Source organism: Helicobacter mesocricetorum, from assembly GCF_900198605.1.
GTDB classification, from domain to species: domain Bacteria; phylum Campylobacterota; class Campylobacteria; order Campylobacterales; family Helicobacteraceae; genus Helicobacter_D; species Helicobacter_D mesocricetorum.
In genome coordinates this window covers 129,663-151,282 of record NZ_FZPJ01000010.1, presented here as the reverse complement: position 1 = coordinate 151,282, position 21,620 = coordinate 129,663, and the positions used below count along the sequence as shown (strand labels likewise).

Sequence of the window (21,620 nt, the reverse complement as noted above, 5' to 3'; positions counted from 1 at the left end):
ATAAGAAGAAGTTTTAGGGGGATTTAAAGAGGAATCTTTCCTCTTTATACTTCTTATAAATTTAGATTTCTACAAGCCTATACTCTTATACATTATATATATCCACATTACTTTCATTACTATACTTCTTATACCTTTGTTTTAAGGAATCCATATCCATATTCTTTATCACTTCTTTCTCTTATCTCCATATTTCTATACACTCCATAGGCATTTAGGAAGTTTATTGTATAGAGATTTTCTTTGATGAATACCAAAACCCATTATAAGCAATGCCACAAAAACTTATGATAACCCCTACCCTCTATTCTTTAATCTTTGATAAGGTTCTTATGGGGCATTATGGATTAAAAGGAAGAGATGTGCCTGATTTATTTAAGGAAGAGAATTAAAGAAAGCTTGAGCTTGTTTTTGCACAGAATCCGCAATTAGGAATTATTTTTTGATTTTGTAAGCGAAGCCATTGAGGCTTTTGCTTTAATTTTTGTAATCTTGTATATTGCAGATTTTTCTAAAAAGAATACTTTGTATTAAATCTCTCCTTAAGAGTGTTTAAAATCTTCTCCATAGCCATAAGTATTAGCGATAAAGTCAATATCTTTATCCCCTCTTCCACTAAGATTAATAAGAATCTTTTTCCCTTTAAGGTTTGGAGCTATCTTTAGGGCATAAGCTAGAGCGTGGCTTGATTCAATAGCAGGAATAATACCTTCTTTTTTGCTTAATAAATAAAAGGCTGTAATAGCTTCCTTATCATTAATGGTTGCCACCTTAGTGCGTCCTATACTATGCAAATAAGCGTGTTCTGGTCCAATGCTTGGATAATCTAATCCACTTGCAACACTATAAACAGGTGCTGGTTCACCCTTAGAATCTTTTAACATCACGGAATTAAACCCGTGCATAATACCTTCTTCCCCATAACTCAAACTTGCGGCATTTTCTCCTAATTTTTCACTTCTACCCAAAGGCTCTACTCCTACTAACTCTACATTATCGTCAATAAATCCACTGAAAATCCCCATAGCATTGCTACCACCTCCAATACAGGCTATCACTATATCTGGCAATTCTCCAGTCATTTCAAGGAATTGCTCTTTAGATTCTATACCTACAATACTCTGAAAATCTCGAACCATCTTAGGAAAGGGATGAGGACCCACTACAGAACCAATAGCATACATAGAATTATGAGGATCTTTTAAATAAGATTCAAAAGCGGAATCGACAGCTTCTTTTAAGGTTTTTGCTCCAAAGCTAACAGGAACAACCTTAGCTCCCAAGATTTTCATACGCACTACATTAGGATATTCTTTAGCAATATCCACCTCTCCCATATGAATCTCACATTCTAACCCAAAATAAGCTGCTGCTGTGGCTAATGCTACTCCGTGCTGTCCAGCTCCTGTTTCTGCTATTAATTTCTTTTTTCCCATAAATTTCGCTAAAAGTCCCTCACCCATACAATGATTAAGTTTATGCGCTCCTGTATGGTTTAAATCCTCTCTTTTTAAATAAATTCCAGCCCCATTATAAGCCTTTGTTAAATTATGTGCAAAATAAATCGGTGTGGGACGCCCTTGAAAATGTTTTCTAATTTTTCGTAATTCAGCGATAAAATCACTATTTGTAGCAATAAGATGATAGGCAGTATCAATCTCTTGCATTGCTTTTTGAATACTCTCTGGGACAAAACTTCCACCAAATTTTCCAAAATACCCCTCTTCATTAGGAAATTGCTTTAAATAAGATTGTTTCATCTATATCCTTTATTCATAAGTTTTAGGCTTTAATTTCATCATCCAACTACTCGCCCAACCCAACAACACTAATACATAAAAAACTTTACGCACTTCAAAATAAGATTCTGCATCCATAAAACTATGGCTAGTAATCATCATAGAAATAAACACTACCAATAATAAGAATAAATTAAAATACTCATAAGAATCCAAAAGTCTCTTGCGTATAATAACAATATAAATAAACAATAAAAGCCCTAAAACCAAAAACATTAATTCGGCATAGCCTACAATTCCATTTTTAAAAAAAGGCGAAATTGTAAAACCAAAAATCCCGCCAATAATTGCATTAAAGTTTGGCTGTGTTAGCTGAAGGATTCTTCCTATTATCTTACTTTTATCAAAATGCAAATTTAAAAAATATGCCACACAAGGCATCACAACAAATAAACCATAAAAGAGATAATCTACAACCATAATAGGGAATGATTTATCAAGAATCTCCTCTGAAATAAATCTTAAAGAATCCTCTAAAGAAAAAAAGTCCAAATAGGTTCGCTCCTCAATAAAAAATTGACAATAAAGCAAACCAACAAAAACCAATAACACAAGAGCTATACAAGGGCTATAAATTCTTGAAATATGGCTTGTATAAATTCTTACAAGATGAAAAAGAGTAACTAAGACTCCCCCTGATAATAAAATAATAGCTATAATAAAATACACACCATAAGGCTGTGTTATTAAGCGAAACATTTGCTTAAAATCTTCTACAAACCCTGAAAGTAGCAACATTAAAATAGTAAAAAGTGCCAAAACAAAATACAAAGAAGAAAATACCAAATGGGAGATCATATTTTTTTTCATCATTCGACCTTTTTATTTAAGGATTCTTTGCAAAATAGCTATCAACACCATCTGCAATCCCTAGGGCAAGTGTTTTTTGAAAAGCACTTTGGTTAAGCCTCTCTCCCTCTTTAGGATGTGTTAAGTAACCAACCTCTAACAAAACTGAAGGCATTAATGCTCCTACTAAAACCCAAAATGGACCCTCCCTTACGCCCCCATCTACTACTTTGAATTTCTCTCTTGCTACTTGTAACATTCCATATTGAATATCAATTGCTAATCGATTAGAAGCAACGATTCGTTGGGTATTAAGTGTATTTAAAAAAGACTGCTTAGAAAAATAATTCATCACTTCTGTATCATCTTTATTTTCTAAAGCTGCTACTTTCTTAGCCCGCTCACTTCTAGCAGTTGAAAGAAAATAACTCTCTATCCCCTCTAGCTTTTCTTTATTTTCAGATACGGCATTGGCGTGAATAGAAATAAATAAATCTGCATTTTTATTATTAGCAAACCTTGTTCGCTCTCTAAGTCCAATAAAAACATCTTTAGAACGAGTCATATAAACCTGATAACCTCTCTTCTTTAACTCTTCATTAAGATATTTACCGATATTTAACACAATCACTTTCTCACAAACCTTACCTACACTTATAGCACCACAATCCTTCCCTCCGTGTCCGGGATCTATTACAATAATCTTTTTTTTGCTAACTCTATTAGTATTTGTTGCAGGAGTAGGCTTTGGGGGTGCTTTAGCGATATTGGCTTTAGATGGAGAAGTTTCAAACAAAGATGCAATAGAGGGAGAATTAACACTTTTATTGGCATTAGGAAGCTTTAAGACTGCCTTTTTGGTCGATATTTCTAAGAGTATTTTTATTGCTTTGGGAGTATTAATAACAAGACGAGCCTTCTCTTTAGAATTTTGTGCTATTTTCACTTCTATATTATTTTCAAACTTGAAAACTTTAGCACTCCCCATAAGTTCTGCTTGTATATCATAAACATAACGAATTTCACCATTATTGCTTAAAGAAAAGTTTTTAAAATCTTGTTTTTTAATATTTTGGTTAAAGTTTAAAACAATACTATTTTGGTTTTGTTGGATTGAAGTTATCTTCAAGGATTGTGCTAAAAGAATATTCCCCAAAAAAAGAAAAATTAAAAAAACTCTCATCATTGTGTTAATTCATCTAAAATTTCTTGCACACTTTGAATCTTTTCAATCCTATAACCATTCGCCCCTGTGAAATATAACCCCTTTTGGGTATCTCCTAAATATCCATCACCCAAACCATCAGCGATACAATACCCCACTTTTTTAGCTTCCTCTCCTCTATGACAAGGAGCTACGCAATTACTAACACAAGCAATTTTCTCCCCCCTCCCCTCTCTTAATGCCTTAATAATTCCTGTAACAATAGCTCTTGCGGGATAGCCCACAGGAGACTTGATTAATTCAATATCTTCTTTAGTAACCTTCAACATTAAGGCATTATAATATTTCGCATCACATTCTTTAGCCCCTAAAAATCTAGTTCCCATTTGCACACCACTAGCCCCCAAATCCATAAACTTATCAATATCCTTTCTATCCCAAATTCCTCCAGCAGCAATAATAGGAATATCTCCCCATTTTTTAGATTCTTCTAAAACTTCTGGAACAACTGCTTCAAGTTGGTATTGAGGCTTAAAACAATCTTCATAGCTAACACCTTGATGTCCTCCACTTAGCGGTCCCTCTACAATAATAGCATCAGGAATTCTCTTGTATCTACCCTCCCAACGCTTACAAAGAATCCTTAAAGCTTTGGCTGAAGAAACAATAGGAATGAGCATTACTTGAGGAAAATTTGAGGTAAATTCTGGTAAATTTGTAGGCAACCCCGCTCCTGTAATAATCATATTAGCCCCTGCTTCACAAGCATCTCTTACCACCCTTCCATATTCATTAATAGCATAAAGGATATTTGCCCCAAGGGGATTTTCTCCACAAATCTTTCGTGCATTTTTAAAAATTTCAAATAAGGATTCTCTGGAATAAAAATTAATAGTGTCAAGAGGGCGATTTTTAACAGATTTTTGGATAAAAGCACTATTTTTATAATAGCCTGTCCCCACACAAGAGATAATTCCTAATGCGCCATATTTTGAAACATTTCCCGCTAGATTATCCCAACTAATCCCAACACCCATTCCTCCTTGAAATATAGGAATTGGAAGGGTATATCTTCCAATCTTTAAAGGCTTTAATTGAACTTTTTGTAGCATAAATTTCCTTTTATTGAATCAAAACTTTGATAAATTTTCTTTTTCCAACTTGTAAAACATATTCACCCTCTTGTAAATTAAGCTTAGAATCTTCTAATTTTTGATGATTAAGCTTTACAGCACCTTGTTTAATGAATCTTAAAGCCTCTGAATTAGAAACACTTAATCCACATTCACTCATAAGTTGTGCTATCCAAATATTCTTTGGTTTTATGAAACTTGGTATATCACTTGGTAACTCATCTTTACTAAAAACGCGTATAAATTCCTCCTTAGCTTCTTGTGCCTTTTGCTTATCATAATAGCGCGCAATAATCTCTAAAGCCAAATCTTCTTTTACTCCCTTTGGATGTAAGCTTCCTTGCTCCACTCCCTTTTTTAAGGCTTCAATCTCTTGCAAACTTTTGGAGCTTAAAAGCTCATAATACCGCCACATTAAGGTATCAGAAATACTTAAAATTCTCCCAAACATTTCTTTGGGTTCTTGTGTAATTCCTACATAATTCCCCAAACTCTTACTCATCTTCTGCACACCATCTAAGCCCTCTAATAAAGGCATCGTTACAATGGATTGTTCTTTATTTAGCCCATAAGATCTCTGTAAATGCCTCCCCATTAGCAAATTAAACTTCTGGTCGTTTCCACCTATTTCAATATCACAATTTAAGGCTACAGAATCATAACCTTGCAAAAGCGGATAAAAAAACTCTACAATGCTAATGGGGTTTTGTGCTTTATATCTTTTTTCAAAATCATCCCTCTCTAACATTCTCGCCACAGAAAATTTTGCAGATAATTCAATCATTCCTTTAGTGCCTAATTTTTCAAGCCAAGTGGAATTAAAGACAATCTCCATTTTTGAAGGATCTAAAACCTTAAGCACTTGCTTTTGATAAGTTTCTGCATTTTCTAAAACCTGCTCTTTACTTAAGGGTTTTCTTGTTTCATTTTTTCCTGTTGGATCTCCAATCATTCCTGTAAAATCTCCAATAAGAAAATAAACCTTAGCCCCATATTTTTGAAAAGTAGCAAGTTTTTGCAATAGCACTGTATGCCCCAAGTGTAAATCCGGAGCTGTTGGGTCAAATCCTGCTTTAATGCTGAAGTTTTTTCCTCTCTCAAAATAAGCAGATACTAAAGTCTTAATCATCTCTAAGCCGATAATTTCTTGCGTCCCTCTTTGAATCTCTGCCAAAGCCAAATCGACTTTTGATTCTATACTCATTCTCTCTCCTTAGTTTGCATAGGCATCTTTTAGTGCATAAACATCAATGATCTTATAACGATTACCAAGTTTTGCTTTGATTTCTTTAGTATCACGAATATGGGATTCAAAACACATTTCACAATGGGTAGCATAACTGCTTTTTTGCGAACCTAATTCCACACTTAAAACATTAATATCCATTTTTGCCAAGAATTGTAGAAAATTTGCTAAAACACCTTTTTGATTTTCTAAAGCAACAATAAGTTTATAGGTTTGCAACTTATCACCAAACCAGCTTACATAAAGCATTTTAACACCTTTTTGAATCTCCAAATATGCCCTATCACAAAGTTTATGATGCACAAAGGCTTTAGAACCACTTTTAAAAGCAATAATCCCATCGCCAAATTTTGGATGACAACAATAATCAAAAACCGCTTGATTAATCGTATGGTTGGTATGAATAGCTAAATTATCAAAGCGCAATTCTTTAAGCTTTAAAATTCTCGTTTTAATCCGTGTTAAAAACCCAATATTTTGACGATAGTCATTTTTTATCCGATTTTTAATATCTTTTAAAAAGCTAATATCTGTTGTGGCACGATAAGCCGTATCCTCTAAATTATTTTCTATTAGATATTTTTCGATTTCTTCTGCACTTTTACCAAAAATTGTTGCGAGGATATTAATAGCACTTTTGCGTTCAATCTCTTTTACCCTAGAGGCACAATTATTGCGAATCTGGCTTTTTGCCCTAGAGGTTTTAACCGCATCAACCCAAGAACAACGCAAGATGTTTTCGCTAGCGGTTACAATCTTTACAATATCGCCACTTTTTAATCTTGTTAAAAGAGAGGTTTTTTGGTTATTGACATAAGCTTCCTTAGCCCTGTTTCCAACTTCTGTATGCACTGCATAGGCAAAATCCAGCACAACAGCACCAATAGGCAAAGAATAATTATCACCATCTGGGGAAAACACAACAATATCTTCGCGGTATAAATCATTCTTAACAAGCTCATAAAATTCCTCAACAGAATTATTTTGGAATTGTAACTTACTAAGCCATTCTAAGCTTGGGGAGGTATTATTACCTCCTGTTTTGTATTTCCAATGTGCGGCAATCCCATATTCTGCATTTTTGTGCATATCTTCTGTCCGAATTTGCACTTCAAAAATCGCAGAATCATCAAAAAGTGTGCTATGGATAGTTTGGTATCCATTTTCTTTAGGTAAAGCAATGTAATCTTTAAATCGAGACATTATAGGCTTATATTTTAAATGCAAGATTCCAAGCGCTCTATAACACTCTAAAGGGCTTTTGACAATCACCCTAATGGCAAGTAAATCTAAAACCTCATCAATAGAGATTCCTTTGCGTTGCATTTTAAGGTATATAGAATAATGCCGTTTAATCCGACTGGTAATGCTAAAATCCCCTACAGGAATTCCCCCTTGAATCAAACTCTTTTCAACTTTTTGGATAAAAGCATTAAGCTTTAATTGAATCATTTGCTTATGCTTAGAAAAGTAATCATTAATTTTCTTATAATCTTGAGGAAAGATATAATAAAAACTTCTATCTTCTAATTCATTTTTTAATGAAGAAATGCCAAGTCTATGAGCTATGGGTGCATAAACAACCAAAGTTTCTTCTGCAATTCTTCTTTGTTTGTTGGGTGCTAAAGAATCCAATGTTAGCATATTATGTAGCCTATCACAAAGCTTCACAACAAGCACTCTTACATCTTTTACAGAAGTAATCAACATTTTACGGAAACTTAAAGCCGCTACAACAAGCTTTTCACTAGAATAAGAAGAAGGTAATTCTTCCGCACGAATGGCAACAATTTTGGTTAATCCATCCACTAAAGAAGCGACATCTTCCCCATAATCCCTTTGAACTTCTTCTAAAGTATAGGGTGTATCCTCTACGACATCGTGCAAAAGAGCGGCACACACCATCTCTTCATCCCCACCAAAATAAGCTACAATACAAGAAACCAACAAAGGATGCACAATATAAGGCTCTCCACTTTTTCTTGTTTGTCCTTGATGAGCTTGTGTAGCAAAAGCAATGGCATTGCGTATGTTGGGAGCTGGTTTAACCATAGAATAAAGCAGTTCCATTGCTTTATTTGGACTTGTAATAGCTCCAACTTTTTTTAAAAAATCCAAAAATCAACCTTGCCAATTCTTAAAAATTATCCTTAATTTTTAAAGTCTTCAATTTTTTCTAACCCAATCTTTCCCTCTGCAACTTCTAAAAGCGCAATATCAGAAAGTTTATCACTTTTAACATTTTTATTAACTAAGGGTTTAGCACCACGGCTTAACTCATCAATCCTTACAAATAAAATATTAGAAAGTAAATATCTATCAAACTTCACTCTCTCTAGTGCCTTAGAAGCAATTTGCTCTATTCTCATTTTATCTCCTTTATAAATTTAAGTTAGCAACTCTTGAATAAATAGCATCTTCTTTTTGTTGGACAATATTTAAAAGATTCCCTTTTTTAAACATATTACAAACAATAATAGGGAGGGAATTATCCTTCGCTAGTGCAATGGCTGTATCATCCATCACTTTAATATTATCCTTTAAGGCTTGCTCATAACTAAGTTGCTTAAGCATCACAGCATCACTAAACTTTGCAGGATCTTTATCATAAACCCCATCAACCTTTGTGGCTTTAATAATAATCTCTGCACCTATCTCTACTGCCCTTAGAGTAGCCGCCGTATCGGTTGTAAAAAAGGGATTCCCGGTTCCTGCGACAAAAATAACAACGCGTCCTTTTTCTAAATGCCTAATAGAGCGACGATTAATATAAGTTTCACAAACTTCTTTAATCTCTAAAGCACTTTGAACACGAACATCAAGCCCGTGGTATTCTAAGGCTTCTTGGATAGCCACTCCATTAATCACGGTAGCAAGCATACCCATATAATCTCCACTTGTGCGCTTAATTAATCCACTCTTTGCCGCACTCACGCCACGGATAAAATTCCCCCCACCAATGACAATACCAACTTCTGCACCTATATCTACTAAAGATTTCAATTCTAGGGCAACATAATCTAAAATAGAACTCTCAATCCCAAAACCACTTTCACTTGCCAATGCTTCACCAGAAAACTTTACTAACACACGCTTTATCATCACAAAACCCTTTAGCTTCAAATAAAGCATTATATTAAAAAGTTACTTATGAATAAGTAAAGATTAAGAGTTATCTGCCAAATTTATCATTACTTTCATTTAATTTTTCTATTTGCTTTAATTGCTTTTGCAAAGCTTTATCAAAATTACCTTTAGGGTTATTAGGGGAAGATTCCGATAAATCTTTACGATTATAAAAATCTTCAAAATGTTGTTGATGTTTTTTAAACCCTGCACTATCAAGCTGTAAGTTACGCAAATTTTTTTGTTGTAATTGTGAGTTTAGATTGTCTAAATGTTGCTTTAAGCCCTGTTGTGTCTCTTTTTTTAACAATGTTTCAGGAGCTGCTTGAAGTGATTTTTTATTATTTTTTTGCACCCCTTCCTTTAAGGGCGATTCTTGATTTATAGATTCCTTCACATCTCCTTGACACCCCACTAAGGCGACTAAACCCGCCACCAAAATCACCAAAACTAGAAAAAACCCACTATATTTCATAAATACCTTAGAAATTAAAATATTTTTGATTGAATTTATAACATATTTTGTTTAAGATTTTAAAAAGCAAAATTAAGGAAAGTGATGAAAAACTTATTTATCAATACAAGTTTGCTGGATAAAGTTGCAATAGATAAGTTTTACTTATCTTCTGAAATCCTTATGGAAAATGCAGCTAGAGGAATGCGGGAATTTATCTTGCCTTATTGCAAAGAAGATTCCAAGATTTTATTCGTCTGTGGCAGTGGCGATAATGGTGCTGATTGTCTAGCTTTAGCCAGAATGCTTTGTGGGAAGTGCAAAATAACTATCTTTTTGCCTCTTGCTCTTAAAAGCACACTCTCTTTACTGCAATTCCAACGATTAAAAAATCTAGAATCTCATTATCATTTAAAGTTTATCCAAACCCTAGATGGCAAAGAAGAATTTGATATTATTATTGATGGTGTTTTTGGCATAGGGTTTAAAGGAGAACTCTCAAAAAGCTTAGAAAATCTGCTTATTTTACTTAATCAAATGCAAGCTTTAAAGATTGCCTGTGATATACCAAGTGGGATTGACAAAGAAGGAAATCCTCGTTTTATCCAAAACCAACCTCTAGCCTTTAGGGCAAATTTCACACTTACAATGGGGGCTTTAAAAACAGCACTTTTTAGTGATTATGCAAAAGATTTTGTAGGAGAAATTCTTTTACTGCCTTTAGGCGTAGAAGAAAATCTTTTTGCCCCAAGCTCCCCTTTTCATCTCTTGGAAGAAAAGGACTTTAAACCGCCTTTTAGAGCGATAAATAATTGCAACAAAGGGGATTTTGGACACTTAAGTGTTTTTATAGGTGAAAAAAGAGGCGCAGGGATTCTTGCCGCACTTGCTGGACTTAGAATGGGTGCTGGACTTGTTAGCATCATTGGAGAGTGTCCAAATTGCCCTATAGAGATTATGCCAACAAAGAATCTCCCCTCCAATACAACAGCTATCTTGCTTGGAATGGGATATGGGAGAAATTCCCCATCACTACTAAAAACTCTAAAATCCTATAGAGAAATTCCCCTTTTATTGGATGCAGATGTTTTTTATCACAAAGATTTTAAAGTTTTCTTAAAAAACTTCACCAACCTTGTTCTTACTCCACATCCTAAAGAGTTTATAACGATACTTAAGCAACTAAATAATAAACAAATTTCTATCGATGAAGTGCAAAAAAACCGCATTCCTTTAGCCTTAGAATTTAGCCAAAATTATCCCCATACCACCTTAGTGCTTAAAGGAGCCAATACAATTATAGCAAGAGGGGAAGAAATTTTTATCAATCCTTTAGGGTCAAATATCCTTGCAAAAGGGGGTAGTGGAGATGTTTTAGCAGGAATGATTGGAAGTTATTTAGCACAAGGATATAATTGCCTAGAAGCCTGCATACAAGGGACTTTAGCTCATAGCCTTTGTGCCAAAGAATTTGCCACAAAAAATGCAAATTTTTCACTTAGTCCTCTTGATTTAATCGAGCAAATCCGCTACATTTAAAGAAAAAATTAAGGAGATTATGATGTTAGAAAATGATGTTTTACAAATAGGGAACAAAAGCTTTAAGAGTCGTTTAATTGTGGGCAGTGGAAAATATCCTGATTTTAAAACTACCTATGATGCTACAATAGCTTCAGGCGCAGAAATGATAACCGTAGCCGTAAGACGCGTTAATATCACAAATCCTAAGGAAGAGAATTTGTTAGAGTATTTTAAAAATACTAATATCTCTTTTCTTCCTAATTCTGCAGGTTGCATTAATGCCAAAGAAGCCATTACACTTTTTCGTCTAACTAAAGAAGCAACCGGTATTGACTTTATCAAACTTGAAATCATAGGCGATACCCAAAAAACCCTTTATCCTGATGTTATTGAAACCTTAAGTGCTTGTGAAATATTAGCAAAAGAAGGATTTAATGTCTTAGCCTATACCAATGATGATCCTGTAATGGCAAAAAAGCTTGAAAATGCAGGAGCAAGTGCCGTAATGCCTCTAGCTGCACCTATTGGTAGCGGACTTGGTATCCAAAACCGCTACAATATAGCTTTTATTAAAGCTGCAATTAACATTCCTGTAATTGTTGATGCTGGGGTTGGTTGCGCTTCTGATAGTGCCATAGCAATGGAACTTGGCGCCGATGGTGTTTTAACAAATACCGCCATAGCACAGGCAAAAAACCCCATTTTAATGGCTCAAGCTATGCGTGATGCAATAAAAGCCGGAAGAGCAAGTTATCTTGCAGGTAGAATCCCTAAAAAACCTTATGCAACTGCAAGTTCTCCAACAGATGGTTTATTAGAATTTAATAACTAGGATTTAATAATGAAAAGGGTAATAATGTGGGGTATAAAGTGGCTCCGGATGTAGGATTCGAACCTACGACCAAGCGGTTAACAGCCGCCTACTCTACCGCTGAGCTAATCCGGAATAAAAGAGGTAGAATTATATAGAAAAACCTTTGGGGTGTCAATAGTTTTGGGAAAATAAATACAAACTTGAAAAATTATGGATTAAAATACTATAATTTTGCATCAAGTTTTATTGAATTGAGGTTTTATGGGACGAGCATTTGAATACAGAAGAGCAAGTAAAGAAAAACGTTGGGATAAAATGTCTAAACTCTTTCCAAAATTAGGTAAGGCAATTAGCATTGCTGTTAAAGAAGGGGGGAGTGGAGATCCAGATATGAATTCTAAATTACGGACTGCTATTTTAGCAGCTAAAGCCCAAAATATGCCAAAAGACAATATTGAAGCTGCTATTAAAAGAGCCTTAGGTAAAGATGGAATCCAAATTACTGAAGTAAATTACGAGATAAAAGCCCCATATGGAGCTTTATTTTTTGTAGAATGTGCCACAGATAACCCCACAAGAACCGTTGCCAATCTTAAAAGCTATGTGAATAAATTTGGTGGCACAATGCTCACAAATAATTCCTTAGAATTTATGTTTTCCCGCAAAGCACATTTTGAAGTTGCCAAAACAAACATTAAAGACCTAGAAGAATTAGAGTTTAATCTCATTGATGCGGGATTAGATTCTATGGACATTGAAGAAGAAATTGTGCATATTTATGGAGATTATACAAGCTTTGGAACTTTAGCTAATGCGTTAGAATCCCTCCAAATAGAGGTTAAAAAAGTCGCTTTAGAGAGGATTGCAAACACTCCTGTAGAATTCAATGAAGAGCAGCTTGTAGATATTGAAAAACTGCTTGATAAAATCGAAGATGATGATGATGTTCAAGCAGTTTTTACCAATATCGCTTAATAAACTTAACTTTAAAAAGGATAAAGAATGACAAAATTAACACAACAAACTTATGAAAACTCTATTAAAGAAGGAATCTCTCTTGTAGCTGTTGGTGCGCCTTGGTGTCCAGATTGCCGAAAAATAGAACCTATTATCGAGATTTTAGCTAAAGAATACGACAAACAAGTGAATTTTTTTACGGTTAGAGCCGATGAAGAAGAAAGTCTAAAAGAATCGCTTGGAATTAGGAGAATACCAACTTTAATCTTTTATAAAAATGGTGAAGAGGTCGGAGAGAGGGTCGTAGAGCCTGATTCTAAAAATATTATTGAGACAGCCATTAAGAATATCCTTTAATATTTAAGGTAAAGAATAAACCTCCAAAGAGAAGGAAAATACCAAAACTCCTTCTTCAGCTTCTATATGAATAGGGAATGCAAGATACACAATTCCTTGCAAGTTCATAACCTGTATTAATACATCGTTAATGGCTTGTATATCTGCAACTCTACCGCTTACAATGTAATTTTGGGCTAAATAGCCATTCTTAAAATAAGAATTTCCATTTTTTACAACATCTACTTTTTGAAAGATAGAAGAAAGTTTTTCCTTGATTGTCTCTTGTGTAATATTAGCTTTAAAGGCATTTAATAGAGTATTATTATCTGCTTGGTATTTTGCTAAAGCCTCTGCGGTTTGCATTTTTTGCTTCTGCACTTGCTGGGTAATATGTAATTCTTTACGATAATTGGTATTTTCCTTTTTAAATTCCTGCAATTGGGGATTTACTAAAGATAAAAAGATAATTACAACCAAAAAGAAATAAAAAACAAAAAAGAAAGTATTCCTAATCCAGTCAATTTGTGCTAAAAATGCTTTCATTCTTCAATCTCTTCATTTAATTTACTAACAGAGACAAAATTATACCAACCATTTGGCAGAGCATAAAAATCTGCACGACTTTGATTAAAAATAGAACGCAAGGGCACTTCAAGCAAAAATGTATAAACCTGCCTAGAGGGTGTTACACCATAGAGTGTAAGCTGGGTTTTGTTCATTTCTATTTTTTTTAAAGTAATCTGTTCAGGTATCATTCCAAAGAGATTTTCAACACTTTCTTTAAGGATAACATTTTGTGAGGCTATAACATTGCCAAATTTAACCTTATCTCCTTCTTGAATCTGAATTGTCTGATAGTTTTTAATCTCTTGTAACAAGTTTTCTCGTTCAACAAGTGAAGCTTGAGTTTCCTCTCTCATAATATAGCCCTGCACCTTAAGGATACTCACAAATCCTAATAAAATAAAGATTGTTAAAAAAATATAACCCCACCAAATGCGTGAAATTTTCTTTAATAAAGACTTCTTATTAGGAAGTGTAAAACTATAATTCATACCATTTCTTTCTTTTCAAAGAATTTATAAGATTCATAGCCTAAATCTGACAAAGCTTCAGAAACATTACAAGATCGAATATCCAAATCTAGCATTGTAGTATTAGAAATATGCTTTAACACTTCTTCATCAATCTTATGGGGATTAAATAAAATAATTTGTGTAATAAAATCACTTTGATAAATTTCATTATTATAAAACTCACCAATAGCAGATTGAATAAATTTAGCCGCATAACTTACGCGTGAAAAATCATCAAAAGTTTCCTGATAGTTATTGCTAGTATTTTCTTCAGGGGAATCCTCAGTTTCATCTTTTAAAAACTCGATTAATTCCTCATCAGAATCAGACTCATTCTCTAAATCCAAATCCCCAAGATTAGCTAATTCTTGATTTATATCATTGGTTACATCTGGTTCTTCTTCATCGTCATCTAAATCTTCATTTAAACGCTTTTTAGGAGCATTAGTTCCTAAATCAATCTTGCTCTCTAAGATATAATAAGCACCAAAAAGAACCTCATTAGCCCCTCTTGCCACTATCATTGTAATATTAGACTTTTGAAACAAAATATAAAGATTACAAGAATCTTCAATATCATCCTTAATCAAGGAATGCAATAATATAAAAGGAGAAATCACAAAATCTACACCGATTTTAAAAAATTGTTTTTTTGTCTCAGCAATGCCTTCTTTAGAGCAATATACAAACCAATCATCAATCCTCTTAGATTCAACATCTGATATATTTACTCCGTATTTAATAAAGTCGTCCTCATTGGTAGTGTTCATCACACCTTGAATAATTGAGGTTGATAAAGAAGAAATATAAGTAAAAGGCTTTTTAAAGCGAATCGCATTAATGTATCGAACTGCTGACATAGGTAATTCGCCCGGAATTGTTTTGAATGATCTTGTTTGAACTTCGACGATTTTAGAGCGTCTATAAAATTTTGTTGTAATGTAACAAAATCTATTGTCTATTTCAATCCCCACAACAACAGTAGCCAAAAGGTGACGAATTAATTTTTTAAGATTCATCTTAACTCAAACTCCCATCTAAACCCTAGTATAATAAATAATTTTGCCTTAAGAATAGACTAATTCTTCACATCTCCACCTCATTTAATGGTTGTGATGATTATCTTCTTGAGGTATTTGTATAGGTGTATGCATTTTATGTTCCATTTTTGTAGAATCAAAAGACTTTACCCCCATTTGCACCATTAAAACACCAAAAACAACGATAGCCAAAGCAGCTATATTCATAGCAACTTTTCTTAATCTCGCTTGGGACAATAAAGTATTAGCTAAAAACCCTACACTTAGCAAAGGAATAATGGTCGCTATTCCAAAAACCGCCATAATCACCCCACCTTTAAAAGCATCTGCAAAGCCTACGACACTTGACAAAAAAGCATAAACAAAACCACAGGGCAATAAACCATTTAAAACCCCTAACAAATAGAGACTTAAAGGCGTTTTTACAGATAAAAGTTTTTGAAACCCCTTTTGATACCATTGAGAATCTTGCAAAGAATGCTCTAAAAAAACCAAAAACTTGATTTTGCCTAAAAGAGATATTCCTGCTAAAGCTGTAAGCATTCCAGCAAATATAAAAAGCCCTCCCTTAAAATAAGGATTAAGTGCAAACATACTGCCTAAAAATCCTACCACAACGCCTAAAAAGATATAAACACTAATGCGCCCAAAATTATAAAGCAAATGATAGCCCAAGATTTGTATTTTGTTTAAATCTTTTGATAAAGAACTACAATAGGCTAAAACAATTCCTCCACACATTCCAATACAATGCCCAAAACTACCCACCAATGCAACCATAAAAAGACTAATTAACTCCCAGCTCTCCATTATACTTTCTCCCAAATACTCCCAGAGGGGGTATCCATAATTTGAATCCCCATAGAAGAAAGCTCTAAGCGAATGGCATCAGCACTCTTAAAGTCTCTTTGTGATTTTGCCTCTAGCCGTTGTTGGATTAAAGATTCTATCACTGCTCTTTGTTCTTTGCTAATACCTAATTGAAAATAAGCAAAGGCATCTTTGCCCCCAACCCCTAAGAGTCTTTGTATGATAGCCAAACAACCAGCAATAGCAGGAATTTCTTTTATTTGCTTATTATCTAAACATTCATTAGCTTTTGTAACAAATTCATCCACCACGCTTAGGGCTTTTGAAATATTTAAATCATCTCCTAATGCACTCAAAAACATCTCTTTAAATTCCAAGCAATCTTTTTCTTGAATATCCTGTATAGGAGAGATTCGTTTTTTTAAGCGATAAATTTTGTCTAATCGCTTTTTAGAGCTTAATAAATCCTCTTCAGAAAAATTTAATCCAATGCGATAGTGGGTACTTAAAAGATAAAAGCGCAAAACTTCGCCATCGTAGTTTTTTAAAGCATCCTTAATAAAAAAACTATTGCCTAGAGATTTTGCCATTTTTTCGCCATTAATGGTTACAAATCCATTATGTATCCAATATTTAGCAATTTTTTGATTATCGGCGCATCGGGTTTGTGAAGCTTCATTTTCGTGATGAGGAAAAAGCAAATCTGCTCCTCCCCCGTGTATATCAATAGCATACTCTCCCTTATAAGCCAAATGTTTTTTAATCATTGCGCTACATTCTATATGCCAACCCGGGCGACCTTTACCAAAAGGAGATTCATATCCTATATCACCCTCTCCTTTATAACTTTTCCATAAAGCAAAGTCTTTAGAATCCTTTTTCTGCTGGTTATCTTGAATCCTGCTTTGTGTTTCTAATTCTGCATCCCTACCGCTTAAACTACCATATTCTAAATCTTTTTCAACAGCTAAATAAATATCATCATTAGTAGCTTTATACGCAAATCCTTTTTGCAAAAGCTGTTGTATCATCGCAAAAATACTCTCCAAACTCTCCGTAGCCTTAGGTTCTATATCCGCCCTAATGACACCTAAAGCCTCCATTTCTTCAAGATATTTTTGTGTATAATTTTGAGTAATATCCTCCACACTTAATCCGCTTTGAATGGACTTATTAATAATCTTATCATCAATATCTGTGAAATTTTTTGCAAACAAAACTTTATATCCATTTTCAATCAAAATTCGACGCCATAAATCAAAAACAATTGCACTTCTTGCATGCCCTAAATGTGAATCATCATAAACCGTAGGACCGCAAATATACATACGGATTTCTGGGGGATTAAGTGGAATAAAATCTACTTTCTTTTTTTTGACACTATCATAAATTTTAATTTGCATACTATATTTCCTACTTTAAAAGAAATGCGAAGATTCAATGAGATTTGAAAAGAGTAACTTTCAAAATGGGAAGTATAACAAAAAAACTCCAATTCCCAACTTACTTTAAAGCTTAGTTTATGAAATTCTCAATCTTTAACTAAACTAGGAATTTCCCCCTATTATCTTTACAAAATACTTACTTATTTGTTACAATCACCTTATTTAATCAAAGTGAGAATATGGATTTTATAGAAATTGAACTAATCTTTGTGCATTTGCTCTTATCGCTCTTTTTATTTCTTCCTCCACTTATCAATCTCTACGCACTCCTTTTTAAAACCTCACATACACAAAAGCTAAAATTTTTAGCCCTTATGGCTCCTGCTTATTACACTCTTCTTAGTGCGAGTCTTTTTAGTGGATTTGTGGTTTGGGCAATGTTTGGGTTTATCATCATCCCTGAAGTTATTATTATGCTCATTCTTTGCTTGGTTATTTTTATATTTGAAATCAAACGGCATAAAAAACAAAAACTTATACGCGTAGAATCCAATCCCCAAGTAAGAGAGCTATTCTTCCGATGGGCATTGAAAAAATACCTTTTTGATCTTTGCGCCTTTGTTGGCTTATTTTTACTGATTTTATAATGCAATTTCTCATTCATAAAGACGCTGGCGAACAATGCTTAAAGCTACAAGGCGATAGCTATCATCACCTCTTCCGCTCAAGAAGGACAAAAAAAACACAATTCTTACACCTTAGAAACCTTAGAGACTTAAACTGCTATATCTACTCCATTCACTCCTTAGATAAAAAGGAAGCATTACTCCACTTAGTTTCTTCTGAAAATACAGAACTTACCAATCCCCCAAAGGGGCATTTAATCTGGGCAATTATCGAACCAAAAAATATAGAAAAAACACTCCCCATACTTAATGAATGCAACCTACAAAAAATCACATTTTTCTATGCAGAATATTCACAAAAAAACTTCAAACTCTCCCAAGAGAGACTTCAAAAAATCTTAGAGAACTCTTGTGAGCAATGTGGCAGAATTACAGTCTTAGAAATAGAATTCCTCAATAATCTTCAAGAGATTTTAACAAAATATCCTCATTTGGCGATTCTAGATTTCAAGGGTGAAGCATTAAAGTCCATAAAAGAAAGTTCTATCTTGGTAGGACCAGAGGGGGGATTTAGTGCTAATGAAAGGAGTCTATTGAAAGACAAGCCCCTTTATAGTGCGTTAAATTGTAATATTTTACGCAGTGAAAACGCCGCTATTTATGCGACATTAAAATATCTAACCCCCTAACAAGCGATTCTTTATGGGGCAGTAATTGCCAACAAATCAATAACTCCACTTTTATGAAGCATCGCAAGTGCGTAGGTAAAAATACCAATAGCAATGACAAGCAAAATAGAGTATTTAACGGTAAATTTAAACAAATCTGATTCTTTGCCTACCAATCCCACTGCTGCGCACGCAATGGCAATGCTTTGTGGGCTTATCATTTTGCCCACAACGCCACCTACGGAATTTGCCGCTAAAAATAGCACTTCAGGAATGTCAAGTTGCCTTGCAGTGAGTTGCTGCAACCCTCCAAAGAGTAGATTAGAGCTTGTATCGCTTCCTGTTAAGAATACGCCTATCCAACCAACCACTGGAGAGAAAAACGCAAAAGCATCCCCTGTTTGTGCTAGGGCAAGTGCTAAGGAAGCGGAGATTCCGCTATAATTTGAAATAAAGGCAAAGCCTACGACTAAGGCAATGGTTAAAATCGCAAATTTCATTTCATTTAAAGTCTCACCAAAGGTTTTTACAGCGGTAGAAACTTTAACCCTAAGTATTATCATCGTGATAATAGCGACTAAGAAAATAGAAGTCCCAACGGTATTAATAAGCGGGAAAGTAAAGATGGAATTGATAGCTTTTGGCTCTAGCACAACAGGCGTATTTTGCATAATCCCTACAAGCCCCGTAATTTCAAATTTGAAAACAAGAAAATTTAAGATTCCATCTTTAGCAAATAAAGCTTTAAACCAAGGTTGCGTCCAAACAATAATAGCAAAAATCAAGATGACAAAGGGTAGCCACGCTAAGATAATCTCTCCTGCATTATAGCTTTTTGCTTCTAAATTGGCTTTTCCACCAATTTCTTCATCAAATTTAAAAACATTCTTGGGCTTCCATACTCTAAGAAACAATGCAACAACGACAATAGAAACAACCGCTGAAGCAATATCTGGTAATTCAGGTCCAAGTTTGGTTGCTGTTAAGTATTGCACGATTGCAAAACTTCCCCCCGCTACTAATGCCACAGGACAAGTTTCTTTAACACCTTTAAATCCATCCATTAAAAACACTAAGAAAAAGGGGATAAATACCGATAGGGGAGGAAGCATATGCCCTGCCATTGATGAAATCTCAAGTGCGGGAACACCCACAGCACCTGCCATTGCAATAATAGGAATCCCAACCGCCCCAAAAGCCACGGGGGCAGTATTAGCAATCATACAAAGCCCTGCGGCATAAAGTGGGCGAAGTCCAAGTCCAACCAATAATGCCGCAGTAATAGCAACAGGACCTCCAAAGCCAATTGCCCCCTCTAAGAAAGCCCCAAAACAAAATCCTATTAAGATTACTTGGATTCTTTGATCCGGTGTAATTGTAATAATAGATTCTCTTAAAATATCAAAATACCCCGATTTCACGGTTAGTTTATAGAGAAAAATGGCGGCAATAATAATCCACGCAATAGGCCACAATCCATACAAAGCACCATAAAACAAACTTGCTATGGCGTTGGTAAAGGGCATATCATAGACAAATAAAGCGATTAATGTCGCTAAAAGAACTGTTAAAAACCCTGCTATATGTCCTTTTAGGTTTAAAAACACTAAAGAGACAAAAAATAAAATAATAGGCGATAAAGCTACAAGTGCGCTTAACCACTGATTATTCAATGGATCATAAACTTGAAACCACATTTATTCTCCTTTAAGATTAAAAATTTTAGGGATTATAGGGGAATATTTCTTAAAATTACTGACGATTTGGCATTGCTTGGTAAAAAATTTGGATTCAGGGCGCAAAGAATGTTACAAATATAACCAAAGCCAAACAACTCTATCTGCTTTGCTTAATATTTCAATGAAAACAATAGATATTTGTGATAAATTTACTAATCCAAATTTTATAAAAAGCCCTATTGGCAGTCTATAAAGGAGTTTGAAGTGCGTGCATTCTTTTTTTCAACCTGTATTGGAGCGACTGCTTTTGCAGATACTTGCGTGAATAGTATTAAACTGCTACAAAGAGAGGGGGTTGAAGTTGTTTTTAAAAAAGACCAAACTTGCTGTGGGCAACCAAGCTATAATTCTGGCTATTATGAAGAAAGCAAGAAAGTTGCTCTTTATACGATGAATCTTTTTGAAGGTAATGAGCCAATCATCGTCCCTAGTGGTTCTTGTGCGGGGATGATGAGAATGGATTATCAAGAACTTTTCAAAAATACTCCTTATGAAAAACAAGCAAAGGACTTTAGCAAAAGGGTGTTTGAACTTAGCGAATTTTTAGAAAAAGAGCTAAAAGTAAGCTATGAGGATAAAGGAAGCCCTATTAAAGTAACTTGGCATAGCAACTGCCACGCCCTAAGGGTCACAAAATGTATTGATTCGGCAAAATCTCTCCTTAGAAGCTTAAAAAATGTCGAACTTATTGAGCTAGAGAGAGAGGAGGATTGTTGCGGGTTTGGTGGGACTTTTAGCATTAAAGAGCCTGAAATATCCTATGCCATGGTAAGCCAAAAAATACAAGATATACAATCCCGCAATGTAGAATGTCTCTTAAGTGCGGATTCTGGCTGTTTGTTAAACATTAGCGGAGCGATGAAAAAACAAGGAATCCCGATAAAAACAATGCACCTTTATGACTTTTTAGCCCATAGAATAGGAGTGTAAGCA

General features: G+C 34.4%; 22 protein-coding genes and 1 tRNA gene. 7 read left to right on the top strand and 16 right to left on the bottom strand.

The features are described 5' to 3' along the window. Positions 1-542: 542 nt before the first annotated feature. The 9 genes from trpB to C6H18_RS03410 form a co-directional block, all read right to left on the bottom strand. Complete coding sequence (gene trpB / locus C6H18_RS03450; RefSeq protein WP_104721710.1) at positions 543-1,760, bottom strand: tryptophan synthase subunit beta; 1,218 nt, start codon at positions 1,758-1,760, stop codon at positions 543-545. 9 nt (positions 1,761-1,769) lie between these two features. Continuing rightward, positions 1,770-2,609, bottom strand: a complete 840-nt coding sequence (locus tag C6H18_RS03445) for a hypothetical protein (RefSeq protein WP_104721709.1) — start codon at positions 2,607-2,609, stop codon at positions 1,770-1,772. A 16-nt stretch (positions 2,610-2,625) separates the two neighbouring features. Next, entirely contained in the window at positions 2,626-3,774 is a 1,149-nt protein-coding gene (locus tag C6H18_RS03440) for an N-acetylmuramoyl-L-alanine amidase family protein (protein WP_104721708.1), read from the bottom strand. Next, positions 3,771-4,865, bottom strand: a complete 1,095-nt coding sequence (locus C6H18_RS03435) for a nitronate monooxygenase (protein WP_104721707.1) — start codon at positions 4,863-4,865, stop codon at positions 3,771-3,773. The genes C6H18_RS03440 and C6H18_RS03435 overlap by 4 nt, the downstream gene beginning before the upstream one ends. Positions 4,866-4,875: 10 nt before the next feature. After that, the gene (gene tyrS, locus C6H18_RS03430) at positions 4,876-6,084 is read right to left on the bottom strand and encodes a tyrosine--tRNA ligase (protein ID WP_199770114.1); all 1,209 of its coding nucleotides are present in this window, start codon (positions 6,082-6,084) and stop codon (positions 4,876-4,878) included. 15 nt (positions 6,085-6,099) lie between these two features. Further along, positions 6,100-8,250, bottom strand: coding sequence for a RelA/SpoT family protein (locus tag C6H18_RS03425; protein WP_104721705.1), 2,151 nt, complete (start codon positions 8,248-8,250; stop codon positions 6,100-6,102). Between the two features lie 32 nt (positions 8,251-8,282). Further along, positions 8,283-8,501 carry a DNA-directed RNA polymerase subunit omega gene (locus tag C6H18_RS03420; protein ID WP_104721704.1) on the bottom strand — a complete coding sequence of 73 codons (219 nt, stop codon included), beginning with the start codon at positions 8,499-8,501 and terminating at the stop codon, positions 8,283-8,285. 10 nt (positions 8,502-8,511) lie between these two features. Further along, entirely contained in the window at positions 8,512-9,234 is a 723-nt protein-coding gene (gene pyrH, locus C6H18_RS03415; protein WP_104721703.1) for a UMP kinase, read from the bottom strand. 70 nt (positions 9,235-9,304) lie between these two features. Continuing rightward, positions 9,305-9,733, bottom strand: coding sequence for a hypothetical protein (locus C6H18_RS03410; RefSeq protein WP_104721702.1), 429 nt, complete (start codon positions 9,731-9,733; stop codon positions 9,305-9,307). Positions 9,734-9,817: 84 nt separating this feature from the next. On the opposite strand from C6H18_RS03410, the gene C6H18_RS03405 reads away from it, so the two are divergent. Together C6H18_RS03405 and C6H18_RS03400 are read left to right on the top strand one after the other, a co-directional pair. Continuing rightward, positions 9,818-11,251 carry an NAD(P)H-hydrate dehydratase gene (locus tag C6H18_RS03405; RefSeq protein WP_104721701.1) on the top strand — a complete coding sequence of 478 codons (1,434 nt, stop codon included), beginning with the start codon at positions 9,818-9,820 and terminating at the stop codon, positions 11,249-11,251. Between the two features lie 22 nt (positions 11,252-11,273). Further along, entirely contained in the window at positions 11,274-12,065 is a 792-nt protein-coding gene (locus tag C6H18_RS03400) for a thiazole synthase (protein ID WP_407645596.1), read from the top strand. Positions 12,066-12,104: 39 nt separating this feature from the next. On the opposite strand, the gene C6H18_RS03395 is transcribed toward C6H18_RS03400, so the two are convergent. Continuing rightward, positions 12,105-12,179: transfer RNA gene (locus C6H18_RS03395), tRNA-Asn, on the bottom strand. 129 nt (positions 12,180-12,308) lie between these two features. Between C6H18_RS03395 and C6H18_RS03390 the strand changes: the two genes are divergently transcribed. Continuing rightward, positions 12,309-13,022, top strand: a complete 714-nt coding sequence (locus tag C6H18_RS03390) for a YebC/PmpR family DNA-binding transcriptional regulator (protein ID WP_104721699.1) — start codon at positions 12,309-12,311, stop codon at positions 13,020-13,022. Positions 13,023-13,049: 27 nt separating this feature from the next. Beyond that, complete coding sequence (locus C6H18_RS03385; protein WP_104721698.1) at positions 13,050-13,361, top strand: thioredoxin family protein; 312 nt, start codon at positions 13,050-13,052, stop codon at positions 13,359-13,361. 3 nt (positions 13,362-13,364) lie between these two features. Here C6H18_RS03385 and C6H18_RS03380 read toward each other — a convergent pair whose 3' ends face one another. From C6H18_RS03380 to cysS, 5 genes are all read right to left on the bottom strand, one after another. After that, the gene (locus C6H18_RS03380; RefSeq protein WP_104721697.1) at positions 13,365-13,886 is read right to left on the bottom strand and encodes a hypothetical protein; all 522 of its coding nucleotides are present in this window, start codon (positions 13,884-13,886) and stop codon (positions 13,365-13,367) included. Then, complete coding sequence (locus C6H18_RS03375; RefSeq protein WP_104721696.1) at positions 13,883-14,398, bottom strand: hypothetical protein; 516 nt, start codon at positions 14,396-14,398, stop codon at positions 13,883-13,885. The genes C6H18_RS03380 and C6H18_RS03375 overlap by 4 nt, the downstream gene beginning before the upstream one ends. Continuing rightward, a complete protein-coding gene (locus tag C6H18_RS03370) occupies positions 14,395-15,438 on the bottom strand; it encodes a hypothetical protein (protein ID WP_104721695.1) in 1,044 nt (347 codons plus the stop codon). The genes C6H18_RS03375 and C6H18_RS03370 overlap by 4 nt, the downstream gene beginning before the upstream one ends. A gap of 84 nt (positions 15,439-15,522) precedes the next feature. Next, complete coding sequence (locus tag C6H18_RS03365; protein WP_104721694.1) at positions 15,523-16,269, bottom strand: sulfite exporter TauE/SafE family protein; 747 nt, start codon at positions 16,267-16,269, stop codon at positions 15,523-15,525. Continuing rightward, complete coding sequence (gene cysS, locus C6H18_RS03360) at positions 16,269-17,672, bottom strand: cysteine--tRNA ligase (RefSeq protein WP_104721693.1); 1,404 nt, start codon at positions 17,670-17,672, stop codon at positions 16,269-16,271. Before cysS ends, C6H18_RS03365 begins: the two co-directional genes overlap by 1 nt. Before the next feature lie 221 nt (positions 17,673-17,893). On the opposite strand from cysS, the gene C6H18_RS03355 reads away from it, so the two are divergent. After that, positions 17,894-18,301 carry a hypothetical protein gene (locus tag C6H18_RS03355; RefSeq protein WP_104721692.1) on the top strand — a complete coding sequence of 136 codons (408 nt, stop codon included), beginning with the start codon at positions 17,894-17,896 and terminating at the stop codon, positions 18,299-18,301. Next, on the top strand, positions 18,301-18,969 hold the full coding sequence (locus tag C6H18_RS03350; protein ID WP_104721691.1) for a 16S rRNA (uracil(1498)-N(3))-methyltransferase: 669 nt from the start codon (positions 18,301-18,303) through the stop codon (positions 18,967-18,969). The genes C6H18_RS03355 and C6H18_RS03350 overlap by 1 nt, the downstream gene beginning before the upstream one ends. A gap of 11 nt (positions 18,970-18,980) precedes the next feature. Here C6H18_RS03350 and C6H18_RS03345 read toward each other — a convergent pair whose 3' ends face one another. After that, positions 18,981-20,645 carry a lactate permease LctP family transporter gene (locus tag C6H18_RS03345; protein ID WP_104721690.1) on the bottom strand — a complete coding sequence of 555 codons (1,665 nt, stop codon included), beginning with the start codon at positions 20,643-20,645 and terminating at the stop codon, positions 18,981-18,983. Positions 20,646-20,891: 246 nt separating this feature from the next. Between C6H18_RS03345 and C6H18_RS03340 the strand changes: the two genes are divergently transcribed. After that, a complete protein-coding gene (locus C6H18_RS03340) occupies positions 20,892-21,617 on the top strand; it encodes a (Fe-S)-binding protein (RefSeq protein WP_104721689.1) in 726 nt (241 codons plus the stop codon). The last annotated feature ends 3 nt before the right edge of the window (positions 21,618-21,620 follow it).